22 protein-coding genes are annotated in these 20,732 nt (G+C 67.1%); 12 read left to right on the top strand and 10 right to left on the bottom strand.

From position 1 onward, the window contains the following. Nucleotides 1–2: 2 nt before the first annotated feature. From LRM18_RS01750 to LRM18_RS01735, 4 genes are all read right to left on the bottom strand, one after another. Nucleotides 3–2,282, bottom strand: coding sequence for a thiamine pyrophosphate-dependent enzyme (locus LRM18_RS01750; protein ID WP_270949914.1), 2,280 nt, complete (start codon nucleotides 2,280–2,282; stop codon nucleotides 3–5). A 61-nt stretch (nucleotides 2,283–2,343) separates the two neighbouring features. Further along, nucleotides 2,344–3,000, bottom strand: coding sequence for a glutathione S-transferase family protein (locus LRM18_RS01745; RefSeq protein WP_270949912.1), 657 nt, complete (start codon nucleotides 2,998–3,000; stop codon nucleotides 2,344–2,346). Nucleotides 3,001–3,214: 214 nt separating this feature from the next. Further along, entirely contained in the window at nucleotides 3,215–3,757 is a 543-nt protein-coding gene (locus LRM18_RS01740; RefSeq protein ID WP_053460845.1) for a GNAT family N-acetyltransferase, read from the bottom strand. Between the two features lie 124 nt (nucleotides 3,758–3,881). Then, nucleotides 3,882–4,727 carry a glycine zipper 2TM domain-containing protein gene (locus tag LRM18_RS01735; RefSeq protein ID WP_049466688.1) on the bottom strand — a complete coding sequence of 282 codons (846 nt, stop codon included), beginning with the start codon at nucleotides 4,725–4,727 and terminating at the stop codon, nucleotides 3,882–3,884. A gap of 163 nt (nucleotides 4,728–4,890) precedes the next feature. Between LRM18_RS01735 and LRM18_RS01730 the strand changes: the two genes are divergently transcribed. Both LRM18_RS01730 and LRM18_RS01725 read left to right on the top strand, forming a co-directional pair. Next, nucleotides 4,891–5,106: a DUF6116 family protein gene (locus LRM18_RS01730; protein WP_270949909.1), complete on the top strand. Its 216-nt coding sequence runs from the start codon at nucleotides 4,891–4,893 to the stop codon at nucleotides 5,104–5,106. After that, the gene (locus LRM18_RS01725) at nucleotides 5,103–5,876 is read left to right on the top strand and encodes a TatD family hydrolase (protein ID WP_270949907.1); all 774 of its coding nucleotides are present in this window, start codon (nucleotides 5,103–5,105) and stop codon (nucleotides 5,874–5,876) included. The genes LRM18_RS01730 and LRM18_RS01725 overlap by 4 nt, the downstream gene beginning before the upstream one ends. A gap of 79 nt (nucleotides 5,877–5,955) precedes the next feature. Here LRM18_RS01725 and LRM18_RS01720 read toward each other — a convergent pair whose 3' ends face one another. Then, nucleotides 5,956–6,783, bottom strand: a complete 828-nt coding sequence (locus tag LRM18_RS01720; protein WP_164081822.1) for a tRNA threonylcarbamoyladenosine dehydratase — start codon at nucleotides 6,781–6,783, stop codon at nucleotides 5,956–5,958. Between the two features lie 78 nt (nucleotides 6,784–6,861). Here LRM18_RS01720 and LRM18_RS01715 point away from each other — a divergent pair, with 78 nt between their 5' ends. Together LRM18_RS01715 and LRM18_RS01710 are read left to right on the top strand one after the other, a co-directional pair. After that, nucleotides 6,862–7,296 (top strand): cytochrome c, encoded by a 435-nt coding sequence (locus tag LRM18_RS01715; RefSeq protein ID WP_074724871.1) that lies wholly within the window; start codon nucleotides 6,862–6,864, stop codon nucleotides 7,294–7,296. A 136-nt stretch (nucleotides 7,297–7,432) separates the two neighbouring features. Continuing rightward, entirely contained in the window at nucleotides 7,433–7,927 is a 495-nt protein-coding gene (locus LRM18_RS01710; RefSeq protein WP_005417545.1) for a glycine zipper 2TM domain-containing protein, read from the top strand. A 72-nt stretch (nucleotides 7,928–7,999) separates the two neighbouring features. Here LRM18_RS01710 and LRM18_RS01705 read toward each other — a convergent pair whose 3' ends face one another. After that, nucleotides 8,000–8,209 (bottom strand): cold-shock protein, encoded by a 210-nt coding sequence (locus LRM18_RS01705; protein WP_014647720.1) that lies wholly within the window; start codon nucleotides 8,207–8,209, stop codon nucleotides 8,000–8,002. A 235-nt stretch (nucleotides 8,210–8,444) separates the two neighbouring features. Between LRM18_RS01705 and LRM18_RS01700 the strand changes: the two genes are divergently transcribed. From LRM18_RS01700 to arsC, 3 genes are all read left to right on the top strand, one after another. Next, the gene (locus tag LRM18_RS01700; RefSeq protein WP_270949890.1) at nucleotides 8,445–8,930 is read left to right on the top strand and encodes a DUF456 domain-containing protein; all 486 of its coding nucleotides are present in this window, start codon (nucleotides 8,445–8,447) and stop codon (nucleotides 8,928–8,930) included. 118 nt (nucleotides 8,931–9,048) lie between these two features. After that, entirely contained in the window at nucleotides 9,049–10,203 is a 1,155-nt protein-coding gene (locus LRM18_RS01695; protein ID WP_270949888.1) for a phospholipase A, read from the top strand. Continuing rightward, nucleotides 10,203–10,544, top strand: a complete 342-nt coding sequence (arsC, locus tag LRM18_RS01690; protein WP_270949886.1) for an arsenate reductase (glutaredoxin) — start codon at nucleotides 10,203–10,205, stop codon at nucleotides 10,542–10,544. The genes LRM18_RS01695 and arsC overlap by 1 nt, the downstream gene beginning before the upstream one ends. Before the next feature lie 71 nt (nucleotides 10,545–10,615). On the opposite strand, the gene LRM18_RS01685 is transcribed toward arsC, so the two are convergent. The 3 genes from LRM18_RS01685 to LRM18_RS01675 all read right to left on the bottom strand — a co-directional run bounded on the left by LRM18_RS01685 (nucleotide 10,616) and on the right by LRM18_RS01675 (nucleotide 13,289). Next, nucleotides 10,616–11,251: a glutathione S-transferase family protein gene (locus tag LRM18_RS01685; protein WP_053460851.1), complete on the bottom strand. Its 636-nt coding sequence runs from the start codon at nucleotides 11,249–11,251 to the stop codon at nucleotides 10,616–10,618. Between the two features lie 57 nt (nucleotides 11,252–11,308). Continuing rightward, nucleotides 11,309–11,647, bottom strand: a complete 339-nt coding sequence (locus LRM18_RS01680) for a hypothetical protein (RefSeq protein ID WP_074724874.1) — start codon at nucleotides 11,645–11,647, stop codon at nucleotides 11,309–11,311. A 124-nt stretch (nucleotides 11,648–11,771) separates the two neighbouring features. Continuing rightward, nucleotides 11,772–13,289, bottom strand: a complete 1,518-nt coding sequence (locus LRM18_RS01675; protein WP_154330910.1) for a fumarate hydratase — start codon at nucleotides 13,287–13,289, stop codon at nucleotides 11,772–11,774. Nucleotides 13,290–13,435: 146 nt separating this feature from the next. Here LRM18_RS01675 and LRM18_RS01670 point away from each other — a divergent pair, with 146 nt between their 5' ends. From LRM18_RS01670 to LRM18_RS01655, 4 genes are all read left to right on the top strand, one after another. Continuing rightward, the gene (locus LRM18_RS01670; RefSeq protein WP_270949882.1) at nucleotides 13,436–14,335 is read left to right on the top strand and encodes an RNA polymerase sigma-70 factor; all 900 of its coding nucleotides are present in this window, start codon (nucleotides 13,436–13,438) and stop codon (nucleotides 14,333–14,335) included. A 33-nt stretch (nucleotides 14,336–14,368) separates the two neighbouring features. Then, nucleotides 14,369–14,818: a carboxymuconolactone decarboxylase family protein gene (locus LRM18_RS01665; RefSeq protein ID WP_049466804.1), complete on the top strand. Its 450-nt coding sequence runs from the start codon at nucleotides 14,369–14,371 to the stop codon at nucleotides 14,816–14,818. Nucleotides 14,819–15,032: 214 nt separating this feature from the next. After that, nucleotides 15,033–16,904 (top strand): ABC transporter ATP-binding protein, encoded by a 1,872-nt coding sequence (locus LRM18_RS01660; protein WP_057495276.1) that lies wholly within the window; start codon nucleotides 15,033–15,035, stop codon nucleotides 16,902–16,904. An 80-nt stretch (nucleotides 16,905–16,984) separates the two neighbouring features. Continuing rightward, entirely contained in the window at nucleotides 16,985–17,764 is a 780-nt protein-coding gene (locus LRM18_RS01655; protein WP_049466808.1) for a ferredoxin--NADP reductase, read from the top strand. Between the two features lie 75 nt (nucleotides 17,765–17,839). Here LRM18_RS01655 and LRM18_RS01650 read toward each other — a convergent pair whose 3' ends face one another. After that, nucleotides 17,840–18,319, bottom strand: a complete 480-nt coding sequence (locus LRM18_RS01650) for a glutathione peroxidase (RefSeq protein WP_154330913.1) — start codon at nucleotides 18,317–18,319, stop codon at nucleotides 17,840–17,842. A gap of 130 nt (nucleotides 18,320–18,449) precedes the next feature. On the opposite strand from LRM18_RS01650, the gene LRM18_RS01645 reads away from it, so the two are divergent. Further along, a complete protein-coding gene (locus tag LRM18_RS01645) occupies nucleotides 18,450–20,618 on the top strand; it encodes a M3 family metallopeptidase (protein WP_064238869.1) in 2,169 nt (722 codons plus the stop codon). Nucleotides 20,619–20,732: the final 114 nt, after the last annotated feature.

The following is a 20,732-nucleotide window of genomic DNA, read 5'->3' as shown; positions in this document are numbered from 1 at the left end:
CATCAGGGTTCCTGCGCCAGGTCGAGGGCGGCGCCAATCACCGCATTGTCGCTTGGAAGCCCGAACATTGCTGCCCCCGCCAGCGGCGTGTAGGTGTCGGCGCCACAGACCCGGCGCAGCGGCAGGTGACCCAAGCCGGCCTCGACCAGCGCCGTGACCACGCCCTCACCCACTCCGCCGCTGTGGCGACCTTCGTCCAGCACCAGCACCCGCCGCGCGCTGGCGGCCTGGGCGGCGATGAAGCCGGCATCCAACGGTACCAGCCAGCGCAGGTCGACCACCCGCACCTGCCAGCCCAGCTGCTGTTCGATGGCCCGCGCCGCGCGCAACGCCATCGGCACGCCATTGCCATAGGTGTAGATCACCAGGTCTCCGGCCTCCGGTGCGTAGACCCGGCCCTCGCCCGGCACCAGCGCCTGGCCCTGTGCCGGGTAGTCGAACAGCCACTGGCCATCCCCCGCTTCGTGCAGGTCCTTGCTCATGTACAACGCGATCGGCTCCAGGAATACCGCCACGCGCCCATCCACCCGCGCCAGTGCGGCCAGCGTGCGCAGCATCATCACCGCGTCGTCGCCGCGCGAGGGGCAGCCCACCACCAGGCCGGGAATGTCGCGCAGCGCGGTGACCGAGTTGTCATTGTGGAAGTGGCCACCGAAGCCCTTCTGGTAGCCCAGCCCGGCCACCCGCACCAGCATCGGGTTGCGGAACTGGTCGTTGGAGAAGAACTGCAGCGAACACGCTTCGCCACGCACCTGGTCGATGGCGTTGTGCAGATAGGCCAGGTACTGGATCTCCGGAATCGGCAGCATGCCCAGGTTGGCCAGGCCCTGCGCCATGCCCAGGATCATGGTCTCGTCCAGCAGGGTGTTGAACACCCGGCGTGGGCCGAAGCGGCGCAGCAGATCCTTGGTGACGGTGTAGACACCGCCCTTCTGCGCGACATCCTCGCCGAACAGCAGGCTCTGCGGATACTTCGCCAGCAGTTCCTGCAGGACGTGGTTGATCTGGATCGCGAGGTGGCGTGGCGGCTGCCGTTCGGGCAGGGCCTGCGCACCGCCATACAGCGCTTCGCGCGTCGCGGCGGGCACCTCGCGCCGCGCTTCGGCCTGCACCGCAGCCGGCGTGTACGGCGCAAGCGGCGCCATCACCGCCTGCAGCGACTGCAGCTTCGGCCGTCCTTCGGCCTCGGCGGCGGCGGCCATGCAGCGCGCACGCATCGTCTCGTAGGCGGTCTCGACGGCTGCCGCATCCATCCAGCCCGATTCCAGCGCGATCTGCGCCGAGCGCAGCAGCGGATCCTGCGCCTCGGCCGCGCACAGCTCCGGCAACGGGCGCCATTCCACTTCGAAGTCGGTGCCGGCGTGACCCATCAGGCGCGTGGTGCGCAGATGCAGGAAGGTCGGCCGCCGGGTGCGCCGGCAATGGTCCACCGCGGCCTGCACCTGGGCATGCCCCACGGCCAGGTCAAGGCCATCGGCGAAGAAGTAGTCCAGCCCCGGCTGCCGGCCGAAACGCTCGGCGATCCAGCCCTCCGGCGTCTTCACCGAGATGCCCAGGCCATTGTCCTCGCAGACGAACAGGACCGGTGCCGGCAGCTTCTGGTAAGCCGACCACATCGCGGTGTTGAATGCGGTCTGTGCCGTGGCATGGTTGGCCGAGGCATCGCCGAACGAGCACAGCACGATGCTGTCGGCCGGAATGGGAAGCGCGTGGCCCAGGCGCCTGCCACTCTCGAGGGCCAGTGCGGTGCCCAGCGCCTTGGGCAGGTGCGAAGCGATGGTCGAGGTCTGCGGCAGCACCCACAGCGGCTTGCTGCCCCACACCTTGTGCCGGCCCCCGCTGGCCGGATCGTCGGCGCTGGCGGCGAACGAAAGCGCGGCATCGCGCAACGGATCGATGCCCGGCACCTGGCGCGAACGCTCGGCCATGAAGGCACCGGAGCGATAGTGCAGGAACGCTGGATCGGTATGCCGGCAGGCCCGCGCCAGCAGCGCGTTGCCTTCATGGCCGGACGAACCGATGGTGTAGAAGACCTTGTTCTGCACGCGCAGGACGCGGGCCATCAGGTCCAGCTGGCGGCTGGCCAGCTGCGAATCGAACAGTTCACCGAACGCCGCGGCGCTGAGCGTGCTGCCCGGCAGGATCGGCGCGTCCGGCGCAGGGCGCGCGCGCGCGGTACCCCGCCAGCCACGCACCGCCTCGAGGAAATTGGCGTCGCACACCTCGGCGCGGTTGAGCACGCGCATGCGCGCGGGAATCGGATCCGGGACCACAGCAAACATCGAACACCCTCCGTGTCGTTGTTGCATTCCGCCGGGCGTGCCCGGCACTACGCTGCGGGCATCACGCGGCCTCGAATCGCGCGCGTACCTCGGCGGTCACCGCCGGCATCGGCAGGAAGCGGGGTTGCCCACGCACCCGCTGTAGCCAGGCGCGCACCTCGGGGAACGGCTCCAGGCTGATGCCACCCTCGCCTGCCACATCGGTGTAGGCGAACAGTGCGATATCGGCAATGCCGTAGCCGCTGCCGGTGAACCAACGTGCCTGGCGCAGGTGCTGTTCCATCACCGCCAGCGCGCTGGCGGCACGTTCGTGCAACCGTGGCAGTTCGGCGCGGCGCGGTGAATCCGCCGGGGTCCAGCCACGGATGAAACGCGCTACTGCGACGCACGGCTCGTGCGTGTACTGCTCGAAGAACATCCAGCTCAGCGCCTGCGCGCGCTCCCATCCATCGCTGGGCAGGTACGGCGTGCCTTCGGCCAGCCAGAACAGGATCGCATTGGACTCGGTCAACACACGTCCATCGTAGCGGACGATCAGCGGCACCTTGGCATTGGGGTTCAGCGCAAGGAACTCGGGGGTATGGGTCTGGCCATGGGCGCTGTCCACCTCTACCCAGCGGTAGCGGCTGCCGAGCTGCTCCAGCAGCAGGCGGACCTTGTGGCAATTGCCTGACACCGACATGCCGTGCACCGTCAACGGGACCCGCTCTTCCACCATTGCCTGCTCCCTCGTATCCGGCCGGCGGCCGGCTGCGTGCAGTCTGGCAAGCACGCCGATGAATGCCAAGCGCGGGTGCAGCATGGCAACGCGGTCGTGCCGGCCGCTGGCCGGCAACCTCGATGCAGCTGGTAGTGCCGGCCGCTGGCCGGCATCCTCGATGCAGCTGGATCCAAGCGATTGCCGGCCAGCGGCCGGCACTACCAGGCCACGCTCAGCGCGCGCGTTGCCGCCACTGCTCGCGCGACTGCCCCCAGATCTGCATCGGCTTGTCGTTGTAGGGCGCGGGCAGCTCCCCCATGCGCAGCAGGGTGCTGCCCAGCTTTCGCGCCACCGCCCGCGAGTTGTCGTTGTTCTCGGCGATGGTGTGGATCACCTCATCCCACCCGAGCGTGTCGAACGCCCAGTCGATCGCCGCGACCGCCGCCTCCGGCGCGTAGCCCCTGCCCCAGCTGGCATGGCGGATGCCCCAGCCGACTTCGGTACCTGGCCAGTCCTGCGGCTGCCACGGTCCCATCCGCCCGATCCATTCGCCACTGGCTTTCTCGATCACGCTGAACATCGAGAAGCCGAACAGCTGCCAGGCACCGGCCAGGCTGCAGAAACCGCGCCAGGCCACCGAGGGGGGCTGCACGCCGCCCAGGGTACGCATCGTGGCCTCGTCGGCGCAGAACGCCAGATACGGTTCGTAGTCTTCGCGCAGCAGCGGGCGCAGGATCAGCCGCTCGGTTTCGATGCGCAGGTCGAAGATGCTCATGCCGACTCCATGTCGAAGGGAACGTCCATGATGGTGGATTGCCCCGCCGTGCGGATGAACACCACCGGCTGCAACAGAACGGGCCGGCATGTGCCGGCCCGTCGGGTACTGCGGTTGCCTGGGATTACTGGCGCGTCGCTGCGGCGGTGGCACCGGCTGCGGCGGTCTGCGTGACCAGCTGACCATCGACCACCGGCAGGCGATCGCTGGCCGGCTTGTTGTCCATGCGCACGGTCTTCTCGGCGCCGTCGTAGCGATAGGTCACGTTGTAGCCCTTCACCACATCATTGGTGCCCATGGCGATGCGGCTGCCCGGCTTGCTGGCCATGCGCATGGTGCCGGTGGTGCCGTCCTCGTTGCGATAGGTCACGTTGTAACCGGTGACACGGCTCGACTCGGAGGTTGCGGTCTCGGTGTGGCACTGGCGCTCGGTGCGATTGACCACGCGGCCGCCCACGTGGCGCTTGTCGATCTGGTTGCCGATGAAGCCACCGGCCACCGCACCGGCTGCGGTCGCGGCCTTCTTGCCGTTGCCGCCACCGACCTGGTTGCCGAGCAGGCCACCGACCACCGCGCCAACCACGGTGCCGCCGACGTTGCCATCACGTTCCGGCAGGCGTTCCTGCACCGTCACGTCCTGGCAGACCTCGTGCGGGGTCTGGGTGGTGGAGGTCTCGCGCACCGGATCGGTGCCGATCACGGTGGCATAGGCCTTCTGCTTCTCGGTGATCGGGTCGACCTTCAGCACGTCGGCGTACTCCAGCCCGCGCGGCGCGGACGGGGCCAGCGTGTCACCACGTGCGCCATCGTCGGTGGCGTTGCCATCGACCAGGCGCGACTCGCCATTGGGGGTTGCGGCGCTGATGGAATCGGGCGAGCGGTCGCCACTCTTCATGAAGGCGGCGGTGGCGATGCCACCGACCAGCAGCGCGCCCGCTGCGACCAGGACAGTTGTAGTTGTGCTTTTCATGACCTGCTCCTTGCGGACCATCCGCAACGTTCTCGAGGCAGATTGCAGCACGCGCTGCCTGAACGGAATCTCCACATTTCCTGCTCATTCCTGTAACCCATTCAGCATCGGGAAATGCTGGGCCCGTGGTAGCGTTTGCATATTCCCCACGAGGATTCCCGCCATGGCCAACCCGATGCTGCTGCCGGTACTGCAATGGGCGCGCCGGCTGCGCTACCCCACCCTGTTCAAGCTCACCGCCGGCCTGTTCGTGCTGACCTTGTTCATCCCGGACCCGATCCCGTTCGTCGATGAGCTGGTGCTCGGCTTCGGCACGCTGCTGCTGGCCAACTGGAAGAATCGCAACACGGCCACGCAGCCCCCGCTGGAGCAGCGTTGAACCTGCTGGTCGACAGCCACTGCCATCTCGATGCCGGCGAGTTCGACAGTGACCGCGCCGCCGTGATCGCACGCGCGCAGGCCGCAGGCGTGCGCCTGCAGGTCGTGCCCGCGGTGACCGCTGCCAGCTGGCCGAAGCTGCGCGAGGTCTGCCGGCAGGCACCGGGACTGCACCCGGCCTATGGCCTGCACCCGATGTTCCTGGCCGAGCACCAGCCTGGGCACCTGCCGCTGCTGCGCGAGTGGATCGCGCGCGAACGCCCCTGCGCGATCGGCGAATGCGGCCTCGACTTCTTCGTCGAAGGACTGGATGCCGAGGCCCAGCAGGCGTATTTCATCGGCCAGCTGGAACTGGCCCGTGAATTCGACCTGCCGGTGATCGTCCACGCGCGACGCGCGGTGGATGCGGTGATTGCCGCGATCCGCCGCATCGGCGGCCTGCGCGGCGTGGTGCACAGTTTTTCCGGCAGCCCCGAACAGGCCGCGCAACTGCACAAACAAGGCTTCCTGCTGGGTCTTGGCGGTCCGCTGACCTATGAGCGTGCCCAGCGCCTGCAGCGGCTGGTGCGCGACATGCCACTGGAACAGCTGCTGCTGGAAACCGACGCACCCGACCAGCCCGACGCGGGCATCCGTGGCCAGCGCAATGAACCGGCGCGCCTGGCAACCATCGCCCGTCACGTAGCTGCACTGCGCGGGATGGAGCTGGAGGCAGTGGCCCGGATCACCACGGAAAACGCACGGCGGCTGTTCGCGCTGCCGGCAATGTAACGGGTAGGTGCCGGCCGCTGGCCGGCACCAGCGCTGATTCGATCATTCCGGAGTTGCCGGCCAGCGGCCGGCACTACCATCACGCCTCGGCGCCATCCTCGACCACTTCAGCCTTCGCCTTCTTCGGCTCCAGCAGCATCTCCAGCGCCTTGCCCACCGCGGCGAAGGCGAACGCACCGGTGATGTGGGTCGCCGCGCCCAGGCCAGCACCGCAATCCAGCTTCAACGCCGCATCGGCGCCCAGGTTCGGCCGGATGCCGCAGACACTGCCATCGGCCTGCGGATACTTCACGTTCTCCAGCGAATACACCGCCGGCACGCCGAAATAACGCTTGGCGTTCTTCGGGAAGTTGAACTCGCTGCGCAGCTTCTTGCGGATCAGCGCCAGCATGGCATCGTGCTCGGTGCGCGACACATCGCGGATGCGCACCAGGGTCGGGTCGGTGCGCCCACCGGCGGCGCCGACGGTCAGCAGCGGCAGCTTGCGGCGGCGGCACCAGGCAATCGTCTCGACCTTGACCCGGAAGCTGTCGCAGGCGTCGATCACCAGATCGAAACCACGATCCAGCAGCTCGGCCATGTTGGACACGGTCAGGAACGCCTGCACCGCGTCGACCCCGATGTCCGGGTTGATCGCACGGCAGCGCTCGGCCATCGCCTCGGCCTTGTTGCGACCGTAGTTGCCTTCCATCGCCGGCAGCTGCCGGTTGGTGTTGGAGACGCAGATGTCATCGGCATCGATCAGGGTCAGGTGGCCGACCGCCGAACGGGCCAGCGCCTCTACCACCCACGAGCCGACGCCCCCCATGCCCACCACCGCCACGCGGCTGCCCTGCAGGCGCTCGAGTGCGCCGACGCCATACAGCCGTTCGATGCCGGCAAAGCGTTGTTTTACCTGTTCGTTCATCAAGCTATTTTAACGTGCAGGCGCCGGCGCCTGCGTGTGCCGGCATCGAACCCACCGTTGCATGTCCGGAGAGCCCGCATGAACGCCAGCCCGCCACGCCGCCTGTCCGCCGCCCACCGCTACCTGTTCGTGCTCTGCCTGGGCCTGCTGATCGGCCTGATAGCCACGGTGATGGTGAGCCGGGCCCTGCAGGCCCGCCGCGATCCGTTTCCGGGCAGCCTGATGCAGGTCATGCAGCGGCAGACGCAGTTGCTGCAGCAGGCCCAGCAGCAGAACCGCTGCACCCTGGCCGACAGCGTGCCGCGGCTGCAGGCGCTGCGCCTGCTGTCCAACGACCTGGACCTGGCCTTTCCGGGGCTGAAGGACAGTGCGCAGTTCCAGCAGCACGCCAGCCAGCTGCGCGGCAACCTCAACATGGCCCTGGCCTCGCCGCCACGCGACTGCAAGGCGCTGGCCCAGGTGGTCGAAACCCTGCAGGCGGACTGCCGCGCCTGCCATCAGGATTTCCGCTGAGCCGCATTCATCCTGCAGCCGGGCAGCACGCGCACGGTTGGCGCGTTGTTCACGTTCGAAAGGAGAGGATTCGTCCACCCTGCTGCACGACGCAGTACCACCCAACCCACCCGCCTTCACGGCCAGGAGACGCCCCATGAAGATCCAGCTCATCGCCGCCAGCGCCATCGCTACCCTCGCGCTGGCTGGCTGTGCCACCTCGCCCGGTTACAGCGGCGGTGGTTACAACAACGGCTACAACAACGGCGGCTACGGCAACAATGGCGGTTACAACCAGGGCCGTTGCGCTGACTGTGGCATCGTCACCCGCATCAACACCGTGCCCTCGGGCCGCACCGCGCCCAGCGCGACCGGCGCGATCCTCGGCGGCATCGTCGGCGCCGTGGCCGGCCATGAAATCTCCGACCACACCGGTGGCAGCCGTGGCAACAAGAACATCGCCGCCGCCGCAGGCGCGGTCGGTGGCGCCCTGGCCGGCAACCAGATCCAGAAGAACGTCACCAGCGATACCTACGACATCAGCGTGCGCATGGATGATGGCCGCACCATCGTGGTCAACCAGCGCGATCTGGGTGGCATCCGCGAGAACACCTACGTGCGCGTGGTCAACGGCAAGGTCATCCTGCGCTGACCTGCTGCGGGCCACCGGCAACGAAAAAGGCCCGCTTGCGCGGGCCTTTTTCGTGCCGACGGGCGGCGGGTATTACACCGGCTGCACCTTGTCAGCCTGCAGGCCCTTCTGGCCCTGCACGACTTCAAAGCTCACAGTCTGGCCTTCCTTGAGGCTCTTGAAGCCCTGGGTCTCGATGGCGCGGAAGTGCACGAACACGTCCTCGCCATTCTGCCGGCTGATGAAGCCGAAGCCCTTCGCATCATTGAACCACTTTACGGTACCGGTCTCGCGCTCAGCCATCTCACTAACTCCCTTTGACTCTCTCTTGTTGTTGGAAACGCCTGGTGGGCGGCTGACAAGCAAGGGGGAAGCGAGGTGCATCGATGCAGCGGATCGGGAAGATCTTGCTTCATCAGGCCACGATCCACGGTGACCTTGCCAAGCTCAGCGACTGCAACTTAACCCGCCCAAAACGAAAAAGCAACTGGCAAAATCTTTCACTGTCAACCCCAAAACGACCACCATACGGGACAGCATGGGACTCTCATTCATCTTGTATCTGCTAGCGGTCATTTTTGTCCTGATCGGCATCGCCGGCATCGTCCTGCCTGCGCTCCCGGGCATCCCGCTGGTCTTCATCGGTCTTCTGCTGGCCGCGTGGGCCGACGGCTTTGCCCATGTCGGCTGGCCTACCCTGGTCGCGTTGGGCATGCTGACCGTGTTTTCGCTGCTGGCCGATGTGCTGGCCACGGTGGTCGGCGCACAGCGCGTCGGCGCCAGCCGCAAGGCGCTCTGGGGAACCTTTGCCGGCAGCATCGTCGGCCTGTTCTTCATGCCGATCGGCCTGTTCGCCGGACCGCTGATCGGCGCCCTGCTCGGCGAGTACTGGCACACCCGCGAACTCGGCCGCTCGACCAAGGTCGGCCTGGCCACCTGGCTCGGCATCCTGCTGGGGCTGGCGCTGAAACTGGCGGTGGTGATCGCGATGCTGGGCCTGTTCGCATTCGCCTGGTTCTTCTGAGGCGGACCGCCTTCACGCCACACGCACGCGGTGACCGTGCATAAACCGTGGGGCTGGCCGTGACCCGGTGCAGCCGCCACACTGTGCGATTCCCGAATTCACCGAAGGGCCTGCTGCAATGACCCTCCCCACGCTGTTTCCCCGTCTGGCGCCGCTGGCGCTTGCCCTGGCCAGTGCACCGCTGGCTGCGCAGGAGTTCGCGCCCAGCACAGACACCTCGCCGGCTGCCTGCGCGGCGATCACCACCGATGCGGCCCGCCTGGCCTGCTATGACCGCCTGTTCGGGCGTACCCCGGAGGCCACCGCCGCCGCCGATGCGGCCGCCGAAGCGGCGGCGCAGGCACGCCGCGAAGAGCGGCAGACCGCCGCCGTGAGCCAGGGCGAGGAGAAGCTGCGCGAGCGGGTCAGCGACCTGTTCCGCCCGGCGACGCCGGACAGCGCACTGGCCAACGCCGGCCGCGGTTCGCTGCTGGACAGCCGCTGGGAACTGGCCGAGGACTCCAAGCTGGGGCCGTTCCAGCTGCGTGCCTACAAGCCGGTGTACCTGCTGCCCGCGTTCTGGACCAGCGACCGCAACACCATGCCGCACTCGCCGAACCCGGCCAACAGCGTGACCACGCCGCAGGTACTCGACAGTGCCGAGCTGAAGTTCCAGATCAGCTTCAAGACCAAGATCGCCGAGAACCTGTTCGGCGACAACGGCGACATCTGGGCCGGCTACACCCAGAGTTCGCGCTGGCAGGCCTACAACAGCGAGGATTCGCGTCCGTTCCGCGAGACCAATTACGAGCCGGAAGTGATGATGGTATTCCGCAACGGCTACTCGATCGGTGGCTGGCGCGGACGGATGACCGGCATCAGCCTCAACCACCAGTCCAACGGACGGGCCGATCCGCTCTCGCGCAGCTGGAACCGGGTCATGCTCAACGTCGGCCTGGACCGCGAGAACTGGGCACTGGTGCTGCGCCCGTGGTACCGCATTCCGGAGACCCGCAGCGAAGACAACAATCCGGACATCGAGGATTACATGGGCCGTGGTGACGCGACCCTGACCTGGAACCGCAACGGGCATGAAGTCTCGCTCATGGCGCGTCATTCGCTGCGCACCGGCAACCGCTCGCACGGCGCGCTGCAGCTGGACTACGGCTTCCCGATCAGCAACCTGCTGCGTGGCCACGTGCAGATCTTCGATGGCTACGGCGAGAGCCTGATCGACTACAACCACAAGGCCACCTATGTGGGCGTGGGCGTATCGCTGCTGGAATGGTTCTGATGGCCGTGACGATCTGGCACAACCCCGCCTGCAGCAACTCGCGCGGTGCATTGAAGCTGATCCGCGACGCAGGCTTCGACCCGGTGGTGATCGACTACCTGGACAGTCCTCCCGACGTGGCCATGCTGCGCCAGGTACTGGCCGAATCCGGGCTGGACGCGCAGGCGCTGGTGCGCAGCAAGGAAGCCCAGTTCGCCGAACTGGGCCTGGACGGTGCCGATGAAAACGCCCTGCTGGCAGCGATGGCCGCACACCCGCGGCTGATCAACCGCCCGGTGGTGCGCACGCCCAAAGGCACCCGCCTGTGCCGCCCACCGGAAACGGTGCTGGAGATCCTGTAACGGAAAAGGGGACGGAGGGGATTAAGTCGTTTGTGCACAAACGACTTAATCCCCTCCGTCCCCTTTTCTGGTTACCGCCAGTCGGTGATGCCTTCGCGGCGGTACACCTCTGCGAACGCCGGGCGCGCCTTCATTGCCGTGGCATGCGCCTTGAGCGCCGGCCAGGTGTCGCTGGGCCGGGGCATGTTGCGTGACCAGCGCATCAGCATCACCAGCATGTAGTCAGCCACGCAGGGCGCGGCGCCCAGCAGGTACGGGCCGTGCGCCTGCAGGTGCGTGGCCACGTGCTGCCATGCATGTTCCAGGCGCTGGCGCGCCATCTCGCGGCTGGCATCGATGTTCGCTTCGCCGGCCACTTCGTGCGGATAGAACCAGGCCCGGTAGGCCGGCTGCAGCGTATTGGCGCACCAGAACATCCAGCGGTAGGCATCACCGCGCTCGGCTGTGCCCAGCGCAGGCAACAGGCCGGCCTCGGGATGACGGTCGGCCAGGTACAGCGCGATCGCCGCCGCTTCGGTCAGGACCTGGCCATCGATCAGCAGCGTCGGCACCACGCCAGCAGGGTTCAGTGCCAGGTACTCGGCCGACTTGTGCTCGCGTGCGTCGAAATCCAGCAGCACCAGTTCGTGCTCGATGCCGAGTTCGATCAGCAGCCAGTGCACCACCAGGGCGGCGGTGCTTGTCGAACCATACAGCGTGGTGCTCATGCGGCGGATCCTGTGCGGGTGGACCGGCCGATTATGCGCCTCGCCGATGAGCGCTGCTCAGCCGCAGCTGCTCATGCAGCTATCGCGGCGCTCGCCACAGGACATCACCGGCGCGCGCAGCGTGCAGTCATGCGTCTTCAGTTCGCAGGCGCGGCGCAGGTCCGGGTTGTCCACGTCCTTGCAGCGCTTGTCCGGCGCCGGCACCACCTGTTGCTCGCAATTGCTCTGGCGGCTGCCGAGGGAGTCATTCTGCGCCATGCAGCTGCGGTAGCTGGCCTGGCACTGCATGCGGCATTGTGCCGATGCAGGGAAATCCGCGCCTTCGTACGACGCCGGGGTGCTGCAGCCGGCCAGGGCCAGCAGCACGCCGGCCACGATGAATCGATGCAGGGCCATGGACACGTCCTGTGTGAGGGTGTGCCGACCGTAGCAGAGCCCGGGCTACAGGCGCGTTAATCCTGCCTCCAGATACAACAACGGCGCCACACGGGCGCCGTCGTCTGGATCGAAGCGGGCGGACTTACTCCACCACCACCGGAATCTTGCCGATGCGGGCCTGCCATTCGCGCGGGCCGGTCTTGTGCACCGATTCACCGGTGGAATCGACCGCCACGGTCACCGGCATGTCCTGCACGGTGAACTCGTAGATCGCTTCCATGCCCAGGTCGGCGAAGCCAACGACCTTGGCCGCCTTGATCGCCTTCGACACCAGGTAGGCCGAACCACCGACGGCCATCAGGTAGGCCGACTTGTGCTTCTTGATCGCCTCGATCGCGGCCGGGCCGCGCTCGGCCTTGCCGACCATGCCCAGCAGGCCGGTCTGTGCCAGTACCTGCTCGGTGAACTTGTCCATGCGGGTCGCCGTGGTCGGGCCGGCCGGGCCCACCACTTCGTCGCGCACCGGATCGACCGGGCCCACGTAGTAGATGAAACGCCCCTTCAGGTCGACCGGCAGTTCCTCGCCCTTGTTGAGCATGTCGACCATGCGCTTGTGCGCGGCGTCGCGGCCGGTCAGCAGCTTGCCGTTGAGCAGCAGGGTCTGGCCCGGCTTCCAGCTGGCCACGTCCTCCGGGGTGATCGTGTCCAGGTCCACCCGGGTGCCCTTGGACGCGTCATAGGTCAGCTTCGGCCAGTCTTCCAGCGACGGCGGGTCCAGCATCACCGGGCCGCTGCCATCCAGGGTGAAGTGCGCATGGCGGGTGGCCGCGCAGTTCGGGATCATCGCCACCGGCAGGTTGGCCGCGTGGGTCGGGTAATCCTTGATCTTGATGTCGAGCACGGTGGTCAGGCCACCCAGGCCCTGCGCACCAATGCCCAGCGCGTTGACCTTCTCGTACAGCTCCAGGCGCAGCTCTTCAATGCGGTTGGACGCGCCGCGGGCCTGCAGCTCGGTGATGTCGATCGGTTCCATCAGCGCTTCCTTGGCCAGCAGCATCGCCTTTTCGGCGGTGCCACCGATGCCGATGCCGAGCATGCCCGGCGGGCACCAGCCGGCGCCCATGGTCGGCACGGTCTTCAGCACCCAGTCGACGATGGAGTCGGACGGGTTGAGCATCGCGAACTTGGTCTTCGCTTCCGAACCACCGCCCTTGGCGGCGACGATCACGTCGACGGTGTTGCCCGGCACCACCTTGACGTTGACCACGCCCGGGGTGTTGTCCTTGGTGTTGATGCGCTTGCCGGCCGGATCGGCCAGCACCGAGGCGCGCAGCTTGTTGTCCGGGTGCATGTAGGCGCGGCGCACGCCTTCATTGGCCATGTCTTCCACGCCCATGGTGGCGTCATCCCAGCGCACGTCCATGCCGATTTCCAGGAACACGGTGACGATGCCGGTGTCCTGGCAGATCGGGCGGTGGCCTTCCGCGCACATCCGCGAATTGATCAGGATCTGCGCCATCGCTTCCTTCGCGGCCGGCGACTCCTCGCGGTCGTAGGCGGCGGCAAGGTTCTTGATGTAGTCGACCGGGTGGTAGTACGAGATGTACTGCAGCGCGTCGGCGATGGACTGGATGAGGTCTTCCTGCTTGATCGATGTCACGGCTTGCTCGCTTGCTCGAGGCTGGCGGGGGTAATCCGCCCATTTTACCCCCTCCCCCGGCCCCGGGGTGGTAGTGCCGGCCGCTGGCCGGCAAGATTCCCCCGACGCTCTGTCACGCCACGCGCCGCTGCGGCGTCCTTGCCCCCATGAACGCCGAAACCGCCTTCCAGACCCACCGTCCGCGCCTGATGGCCCTGGCCTACCGCCTGCTCGGCAGTCGCGCCGACGCCGAAGACGTGGTCCAGGACGCCTGGTTGCGCTGGTCCGGCGCCGATCCGGCCAGCGTCCGCGACCCCGAGGCGTGGCTGGTCACCACCACCACCCGGCTGGGCCTGGACCGGCTGCGCGCGGCCAGGCGCGAGCGCGTGCACTACGTCGGCCCGTGGCTGGCCGAGCCGCTGGCGGTCACGCTGGAGCCCGACCCGGCACCCGGACCGGCGCAGCTGCATGCGCTGGCCGACGACGTCTCGGTCGCCTTCCTGACCCTGCTCGAACAGCTCGGCCCCGAGGAACGCGCCGCGTTCCTGCTGAAGGAGGCCTTCGATCACGACTACCGCGAAATCGCCGACCTGATCGGCCACAGCGAAGCCAACTGCCGGCAACTGGTACACCGTGCCCGGCAGCGCCTGCACGCCGGACGGCCGCGCTTCAACGCCGATGCCAGCCAGCACCGGCAGCTGCTGGCGCGCTTCATGGACGCCTCGCAGCGCGGCGACAGCGAGGCGATCCAGGCCCTGCTGCACGCCAACGCGCTGCTGGTCTCCGACGGTGGCGGCGTGGTTACCGCCGCGATCCGCCCGCTGCGGGGCGCCGAGCGCATCGGCCGCCTGTTCTGGGCCATCGCCCGCCGCGGCGCGGCGCATCCGGCGCAGCTGGGCTACGTCAACGGCGAGCCGGCGATCCTGCGTTTCCACGGCGAGCGCCTGCACTCGGTCACCACCATCGAAGTGGTCGACGGCCGCATCGCCAATGTCTACAGCGTGCTGAATCCGGAAAAGCTGCCCACGGTTGTCACGCGCGATGGTGCTGCGGCGTCCTGGGAGTGAAAGGCGGCCATCGTGGCCGCCCTGGAGCCCACGATGTCCAACCACACCTCTCCCCGCGTTCCCTACATCCGCCTGGCCGCCGAGGCCTTCAAGGGCCTGCTGGCCACCAGCCAGGCCGTGCATGACAGCTCGATCGATCCGACCCTGATGGAACTGGTGTTCCTGCGCGTGTCGCAGCTCAACGGCTGCGGCTACTGCATGGACATGCACGGCACGGCCCTGCGCAAGGGCGGCATCGAGCCGCGCAAGCTGGACACCCTGCCGGCCTGGCACGAAAGCCGCTTCTTCGATGCGCGCGAGCGCGCGGCACTGGGCTGGGCCGAGGCGCTGACCCGGCTGACCGACGGCGCACCGTCGCAGGCCGCGTTCGATGCACTGGCACCGCACTTCGATGAGAAGGGCATCAGTGACCTGAGCATGGGCATCGCGGTGATCAATGCCTGGAACCGCCTCGGTGCGGGGTTGCTGCCGCCGCTGCCGTAACGGGGGCCTGGCCGGGCTGCCGCCCGGGACCCGCAGAGGCAACGCCCAGAGCACCATCAAAAGCCGGCGCTACTGTGGGTTGGCGGGGTGGGTCCACGCCACGCGTGGATGCGGGAGGGTCGATCCCTTTGCGTGGCAAAGGGATCTGACCCCGGTGCCGGCCACGCGGCTGCACTGACCCCCTCTGCACGTAGCAGGCGCGCACAATACGCGCATGCCTGCTACCCCCACCGCTGGCGCTGCCGCCGCGAAGAAACCCAGCCTGCGCCAGCGCTTCAAGGCGATGCGCAACCTGCCGCCGTTCCTGCGCATGGTGTGGCAGACCAGCCCCGCGCTCACCCTGGCCAGCCTTGGCCTGCGGCTGATCCGGGCGCTGCTGCCGGTGGCGATGCTGTACGTCGGCAAGCTGATCATCGACAGCGCCCTGCACCTGAGCCAGCACGGTGCCGGCTTCCCGCCACTGGGCGAGGCGCTGTCCAGCGGATTGCTCAATCCACTGCTGGGCCTGCTGGCGCTGGAATTCGGCCTGGCCATCGCCTCGGACCTGCTCGGCCGGCTGGTCAGCTATGCCGATGCGCTGCTCTCGGAACTGTTCGCCAACGCCACCAGCATCCGGCTGATGGAACACGCCGCGACGCTGGATCTGGAGGACTTCGAGGACCCGGACCTGCAGGACAAGCTGGACCGTGCACGGCGCCAGACCATGGGCCGGATGAACCTGATGAGCCAGCTGTTCGGCCAGGTGCAGGATGCGATCACCGTGGCCAGCCTCGCCATCGGCCTGCTGGTCTATGCGCCGTGGCTGATCCTGCTGCTGGCGCTGGCACTGGTGCCGGCCTTCATCGGCGAATCGCACTTCAATGCGGCCGGCTACAGCCTCAACTTCCAGTGGACGCCCGAGCGCCGCCAGCTCGACTACCTGCGCCAGTTGGGTGCCAGCGTGGAAACGGCCAAGGAAGTGAAGATCTACAACCTGCACCGCTTTCTGGTGGAGCGCTACCGGCGCCTGTCGGTGGCGCTGTTCCTGGCCAACCGCGCACTGGCCCGGCGCCGCGCGTTCTGGGGCACGCTGCTGGCCGCGCTCGGCACGCTGGGCTATTACACCGCCTACGCCTACATCGCCTGGCGCACGGTGCGCGGCGACTTCACGATCGGCGACCTGACCTTCCTCGCCGGCAGCTTCCTGCGCCTGCGCCAGCTGCTGGAGGGCCTGCTGATCGGCTTCTCGCAGGTGGCCAGCCAGGCGCTGTACCTGGATGACCTGTTCTCGTTCTTCCAGATCCAGCCGGAGATCCACTCGCGCGAAGGGGCGGTGCGCGTGCCGCAGCCGATCCGCCAGGGCTTCGTGTTCGAGAACGTCGGCTTCCGCTATCCCGATGCCGAACAGTGGGCGGTGCGCCACCTGGATTTCCAGCTGCACGCCGGCGAAGTGCTGGCCCTGGTGGGAGAGAACGGCGCCGGCAAGACCACCCTGGTCAAGCTGCTGGCACGCCTGTACGAACCGGACGAGGGCCGCATCCTGCTCGATGGCCGCGACCTGCGCGACTACGACCTGGACGACCTGCGTGCCAACCTCGGGGTGATCTTCCAGGATTTCGTGCGCTACAACCTCAGCGCGGGCGAGAACATCGGCGTCGGCCAGGTCGAGGCGATGGACGACCAGGCGCGCATCGCCGACGCGGCACGGCGTGGCATGGCCGAGGAAGTGATCGACGATCTGCCCGGTGGCTACGCGCAGCAGATCGGCCGGCGCTTCAAGCAGGGCGTGGACCTGTCCGGCGGCCAATGGCAGAAGATCGCCATTGCCCGCGCCTGGATGCGCAACGCGCAGGTGATGATCCTGGACGAGCCCACCGCCGCGCTGGATGCGCGCAGTGAGTTCGACGTGTTCCAGCGGTTCAGGGAACTGGCGGATAATCGCACCGCAGTGCTGATCTCCCACCGTTTTTCCTCGGTACGCATGGCCGACCGCATCCTGGTGCTGGCCGATGGCCGCATCGAGGCCAGCGGCACCCATGAGCAGCTGATGGCGCAGGGCGGCCGCTACGCCGAACTGTTCGAGCTGCAGGCGGCCGGTTACCGCTGAGAACGCCTCTCGTTCCGCCCAATGAGAACCTGTCTCATTTGAGATAGAATCACCTCCGACGACTTTCGATAGATACGCCCATGTCCTCCGCTTTTGGCGCCGAAACGGTGCTTGAGGTCCGCCACTGGACCGACGCCTACTTCAGTTTCACCACCACCCGCGACAGCGGCTTCCGCTTCGAGAACGGCCAGTTCGTGATGATCGGCCTGGAAACCGAGGCGCGCCCGTTGCTGCGTGCGTACTCCATCGCCAGTGCCAACTGGGAAGAGCAGCTGGAATTCTTCAGCATCAAGGTGCAGGACGGCCCGCTGACCTCGCGCCTGCAGCACATCAAGCCGGGTGACAAGGTGCTGGTCGGCAAGAAGCCCACCGGCACCCTGCTGATCAGCGACCTGCACCCCGGCAGGAATCTGTACCTGCTGGGCACCGGCACCGGCCTGGCGCCGTGGCTGTCGGTGATCAAGGACCCGGAAACCTATGAGCGCTTCGAGAAGGTGATCCTCTGCCACGGCGTGCGCTACGAAAAGGACCTGGCCTATCGCGATTACTTCGAGAAGGAACTGCGGGAGCACGAGTTCCTCGGCGACATGATCGGCGACAAGCTGCTGTACTACCCGGCCGTCACCCGCGAGCCGTTCGCCAACCAGGGCCGCCTGACCTCGCTGATGGAAAGCGGCCAGATGCAGCGCACCCTCGGCCTGCCGGAACTGAGCCCGGAAAACGACCGCGCGATGATCTGCGGCAGCCCGCAGATGCTCGCCGACCTCCGTACCGTGCTCGACGCCCGGGGCTTCCAGGTATCGCCGCGGATCGGCCAGCCGGGCCACTACGTGTTCGAGCGCGCGTTCGTCGAGAAATGATGCTGCAACGGGAGTGCCGGCCAGTGGCCGGCGCTTCCTGGCCCACGGGGTTGCCGGCCAGCGGCCGGCACTACCTCACAGCAGCGCTTCAATCTCGCCGCGCAGCTGCTCCGGCCGGGTGGTGGGCGCATGCCGCGACACCACCTGCCCCTGGCGGTCGACCAGGAACTTGCTGAAATTCCACTTGATGCGGGCACTGCCGAGCAGGCCGCGTTTCTGGCGTGACAGCCATGCCCACAGCGGATCGGCGCCTTCACCGTTGACCTCGATCTTCTCCGACAGCGGGAAGCTGACCGGATAGTCCAGCGAACAGAACTGGCGGATCTGCGCGGCGTCACCGGGCTCCTGCGCGCCGAACTGGTTGCACGGGAAGCCGATCACCACCAGGCCACGCTCGCGATACTCCTGCCACAGCTGCTCCAGCCCGGTGTATTGCGGGGTGAAGCCACAGCGGCTGGCGACGTTGACCAGCAGCAACGGATGGCCCTGGTAGCGGGCCAGGGCGTGCGGCTGGCCGTCGAGGTCGCGGAAGCTGAAATCGTAGGCAGTGGTCATGGCAGCAGGCCGTGGGCGGAGAATGCATGGTACCCGCGCCCGGCCCCGGCAACATGCCTTTTGACACAAGTGCGGGCGGCGCCGGCCGGGTTACCCTCGGGCCCTTGTTTGCCTTACCGGAGTTCCTGCCTTGACCACCCGCCTTGCCCTTGCCGTGGCCATGTCCCTCGGCCTTGCCCTGCCCGCCTTCTCGGCCGGCGCCGCCACCCCGGCTGCCAGCACCGCCGCCCAGCAGGCCAACCCGTTCTTCGCCGAAAGCCCGCTGCCGCTGCACTTCCCGCAGTTCGACAAGATCAAGGACAGCGACTTCGCCCCGGCCTTCGATGCCGGCATGGCACAGCAGCTGAAGGAAGTGGAGGCGATCGCCAACAACAAGGCCAAGCCGACCTTCGACAACACCATCATCGCCCTGGAAAAGAGCGGTGATGTGCTCGACCGCGCGACCACCGTGTTCTTCAGCCTGGTCGGCGCCGACACCAACGACACCCGCAAGAAGCTGCAGGCCGACTACTCGGCCAGGTTCGCTGCGCACAGCGATGCGATCGCGCTGAACGGCAAGCTGTTCGCCCGCATCCAGGCGCTGTACGACAGCCGCTCCACCCTGGGCCTGGACGCCGAAGGCGTGCGCCTGGTCGAGAAGTACTACGACAACTACGTGCGCGCCGGCGCCAAGCTGTCCGAGGCCGACAAGGCCAAGCTGAAGGACATGAATGCCGAACTGGCCAACCTGGGCACCAAGTTCAGCCAGAACGTGCAGTCGGAAGTGAACGCTTCGGCGATCACCGTCGACGACGTCAAGGAACTGGCCGGCCTGTCCAAGGAGCAGATCGCCGCCGCCGCCGAAGCCGCCAAGGCCCGTGGCCAGGACGGCAAGTACGTGATCACCCTGCTCAACACCACCGGCCAGCCGCCGCTGACCAACCTGGCCAACCGCGCCCTGCGCCAGAAGATCTATGAAGCCTCGGTCAGCCGTGGCAGCCGTGGTGGCGAGTTCGACAACACCGCGCTGGTCTCGCGCATCATGCAGCTGCGCGCGGACAAGGCCAAGCTGATGGGCTTCCCGAACTTCGCCGCCTACAACCTGACCAACCAGACCGCCAAGACCCCCGAAGCGGTCAACGCGATGCTGGGCAAGCTGGCCCCGGCCGCAGTGGCCAACGCCAAGCGTGAGGCCGCCGACCTGCAGGCGATGATCGACCAGGAACAGAAGGCGGCCGGCAAGCCGACGTTCAAGCTGGAACCGTGGGACTGGGCCTTCTACAGCGAGAAGGTGCGCCAGGCCAAGTACAACTTCGACGAGTCGCAGCTGAAGCCGTACTTCGAACTGAAGAACGTGCTGGAGAACGGCGTGTTCTACGCGGCCGGCCAGGAATTCGGCCTGACCTTCAAGCAGCGCACCGACCTGCCGGTCTACCACGACGACGTCACCGTCTACGATGTGTTCGACGCCGATGGCAGCCAGCTGGCGATCTTCATCTTCGACCCGTATGCACGTGCGTCCAAGCGTGGCGGTGCGTGGATGAACTCGTACGTCTCGCAGTCGAAGCTGACCGGCTTCAAGCCGGTGGTGGCCAACCACCTGAACATCCCGAAGCCGCCGGCCGGCCAGCCGACCCTGCTGACCTGGGATGAAGTGAGCACCACGTTCCATGAGTTCGGCCACGCACTGCATGGCATGTTCTCCAACGTGAAGTACCCCTACTTCTCCGGCACCTCGGTGCCGCGTGACTTCGTCGAGTTCCCCTCGCAGGTCAACGAAATGTGGGCGGACAACCCGGTCATCCTGAAGAACTATGCCAAGCACTACCAGAACGGCAGCGCGATGCCGCAGGCCCTGCTGGACAAGGTGATTGCCGCCTCGAAATTCAACCAGGGCTTTGCCACCACCGAATACCTGGGCGCGGCGATGCTGGACCAGAACTGGCACCAGATCGGCCCGGACCAGGTGCCGGCCGCCAAGGACGTGATGGCCTTCGAGCGCGCCGCGCTGGAGAAGGACGGCATCTACTACGCGCCGGTGCCGCCGCGCTACAAGACGCCGTACTTCAGCCACATCATGGGCGGCTACTCGGCCGGCTACTACGCCTACATCTGGTCGGAAGTGCTCGACGCCAACACCCAGAAGTGGTTCAAGGACAATGGCGGCCTGAGCCGCAAGAACGGCGACCACTTCCGCGCCACGCTGCTGTCCAAGGGCGGCAGCGTCGATGCGATGCAGCTGTTCCGCGATTTCGCCGGCCACGAGCCGCAGATCGAACCGCTGCTGGAAAAGCGTGGCCTGACCGGCGCTGGCAACTGATCGCCCGCGTACCGGCCTGAAACGGAAACCGCCCGGGAGACCGGGCGGTTTTTTTTGTTGTGATTGGGGTCAGAGCCCTTTTCTGCGAAAAGGGATCTGACCCCGGGGTCTCCG

This window comes from Stenotrophomonas sp. PI_27 (assembly GCF_027854495.1).
In the GTDB taxonomy this organism is placed as follows: Bacteria; Pseudomonadota; Gammaproteobacteria; order Xanthomonadales; family Xanthomonadaceae; genus Stenotrophomonas; species Stenotrophomonas pavanii.
Note: the sequence above shows the minus strand (reverse complement) of the source record. Positions and strands in the feature narration are given on the sequence as shown.

Coding starts and splice junctions, on each gene's coding strand:
- LRM18_RS01750 (WP_270949914.1), bottom strand. CDS start 2,282: ATGTTTGCTGTGGTCCCGGATCCGATTCCCGCGCGCATGCGCGTGCTC.
- LRM18_RS01680 (WP_074724874.1), bottom strand. CDS start 11,647: ATGGCCCTGCATCGATTCATCGTGGCCGGCGTGCTGCTGGCCCTGGCC.
- LRM18_RS01700 (WP_270949890.1), top strand. CDS start 8,445: ATGGGACTCTCATTCATCTTGTATCTGCTAGCGGTCATTTTTGTCCTG.
- LRM18_RS01695 (WP_270949888.1), top strand. CDS start 9,049: ATGACCCTCCCCACGCTGTTTCCCCGTCTGGCGCCGCTGGCGCTTGCC.
- LRM18_RS01745 (WP_270949912.1), bottom strand. CDS start 3,000: ATGGTGGAAGAGCGGGTCCCGTTGACGGTGCACGGCATGTCGGTGTCA.
- LRM18_RS01720 (WP_164081822.1), bottom strand. CDS start 6,783: ATGAACGAACAGGTAAAACAACGCTTTGCCGGCATCGAACGGCTGTAT.
- LRM18_RS01740 (WP_053460845.1), bottom strand. CDS start 3,757: ATGAGCATCTTCGACCTGCGCATCGAAACCGAGCGGCTGATCCTGCGC.
- LRM18_RS01705 (WP_014647720.1), bottom strand. CDS start 8,209: ATGGCTGAGCGCGAGACCGGTACCGTAAAGTGGTTCAATGATGCGAAG.
- arsC (WP_270949886.1), top strand. CDS start 10,203: ATGGCCGTGACGATCTGGCACAACCCCGCCTGCAGCAACTCGCGCGGT.
- LRM18_RS01655 (WP_049466808.1), top strand. CDS start 16,985: ATGTCCTCCGCTTTTGGCGCCGAAACGGTGCTTGAGGTCCGCCACTGG.
- LRM18_RS01670 (WP_270949882.1), top strand. CDS start 13,436: ATGAACGCCGAAACCGCCTTCCAGACCCACCGTCCGCGCCTGATGGCC.
- LRM18_RS01730 (WP_270949909.1), top strand. CDS start 4,891: ATGGCCAACCCGATGCTGCTGCCGGTACTGCAATGGGCGCGCCGGCTG.
- LRM18_RS01660 (WP_057495276.1), top strand. CDS start 15,033: ATGCCTGCTACCCCCACCGCTGGCGCTGCCGCCGCGAAGAAACCCAGC.
- LRM18_RS01685 (WP_053460851.1), bottom strand. CDS start 11,251: ATGAGCACCACGCTGTATGGTTCGACAAGCACCGCCGCCCTGGTGGTG.
- LRM18_RS01715 (WP_074724871.1), top strand. CDS start 6,862: ATGAACGCCAGCCCGCCACGCCGCCTGTCCGCCGCCCACCGCTACCTG.
- LRM18_RS01735 (WP_049466688.1), bottom strand. CDS start 4,727: ATGAAAAGCACAACTACAACTGTCCTGGTCGCAGCGGGCGCGCTGCTG.
- LRM18_RS01665 (WP_049466804.1), top strand. CDS start 14,369: ATGTCCAACCACACCTCTCCCCGCGTTCCCTACATCCGCCTGGCCGCC.
- LRM18_RS01650 (WP_154330913.1), bottom strand. CDS start 18,319: ATGACCACTGCCTACGATTTCAGCTTCCGCGACCTCGACGGCCAGCCG.
- LRM18_RS01710 (WP_005417545.1), top strand. CDS start 7,433: ATGAAGATCCAGCTCATCGCCGCCAGCGCCATCGCTACCCTCGCGCTG.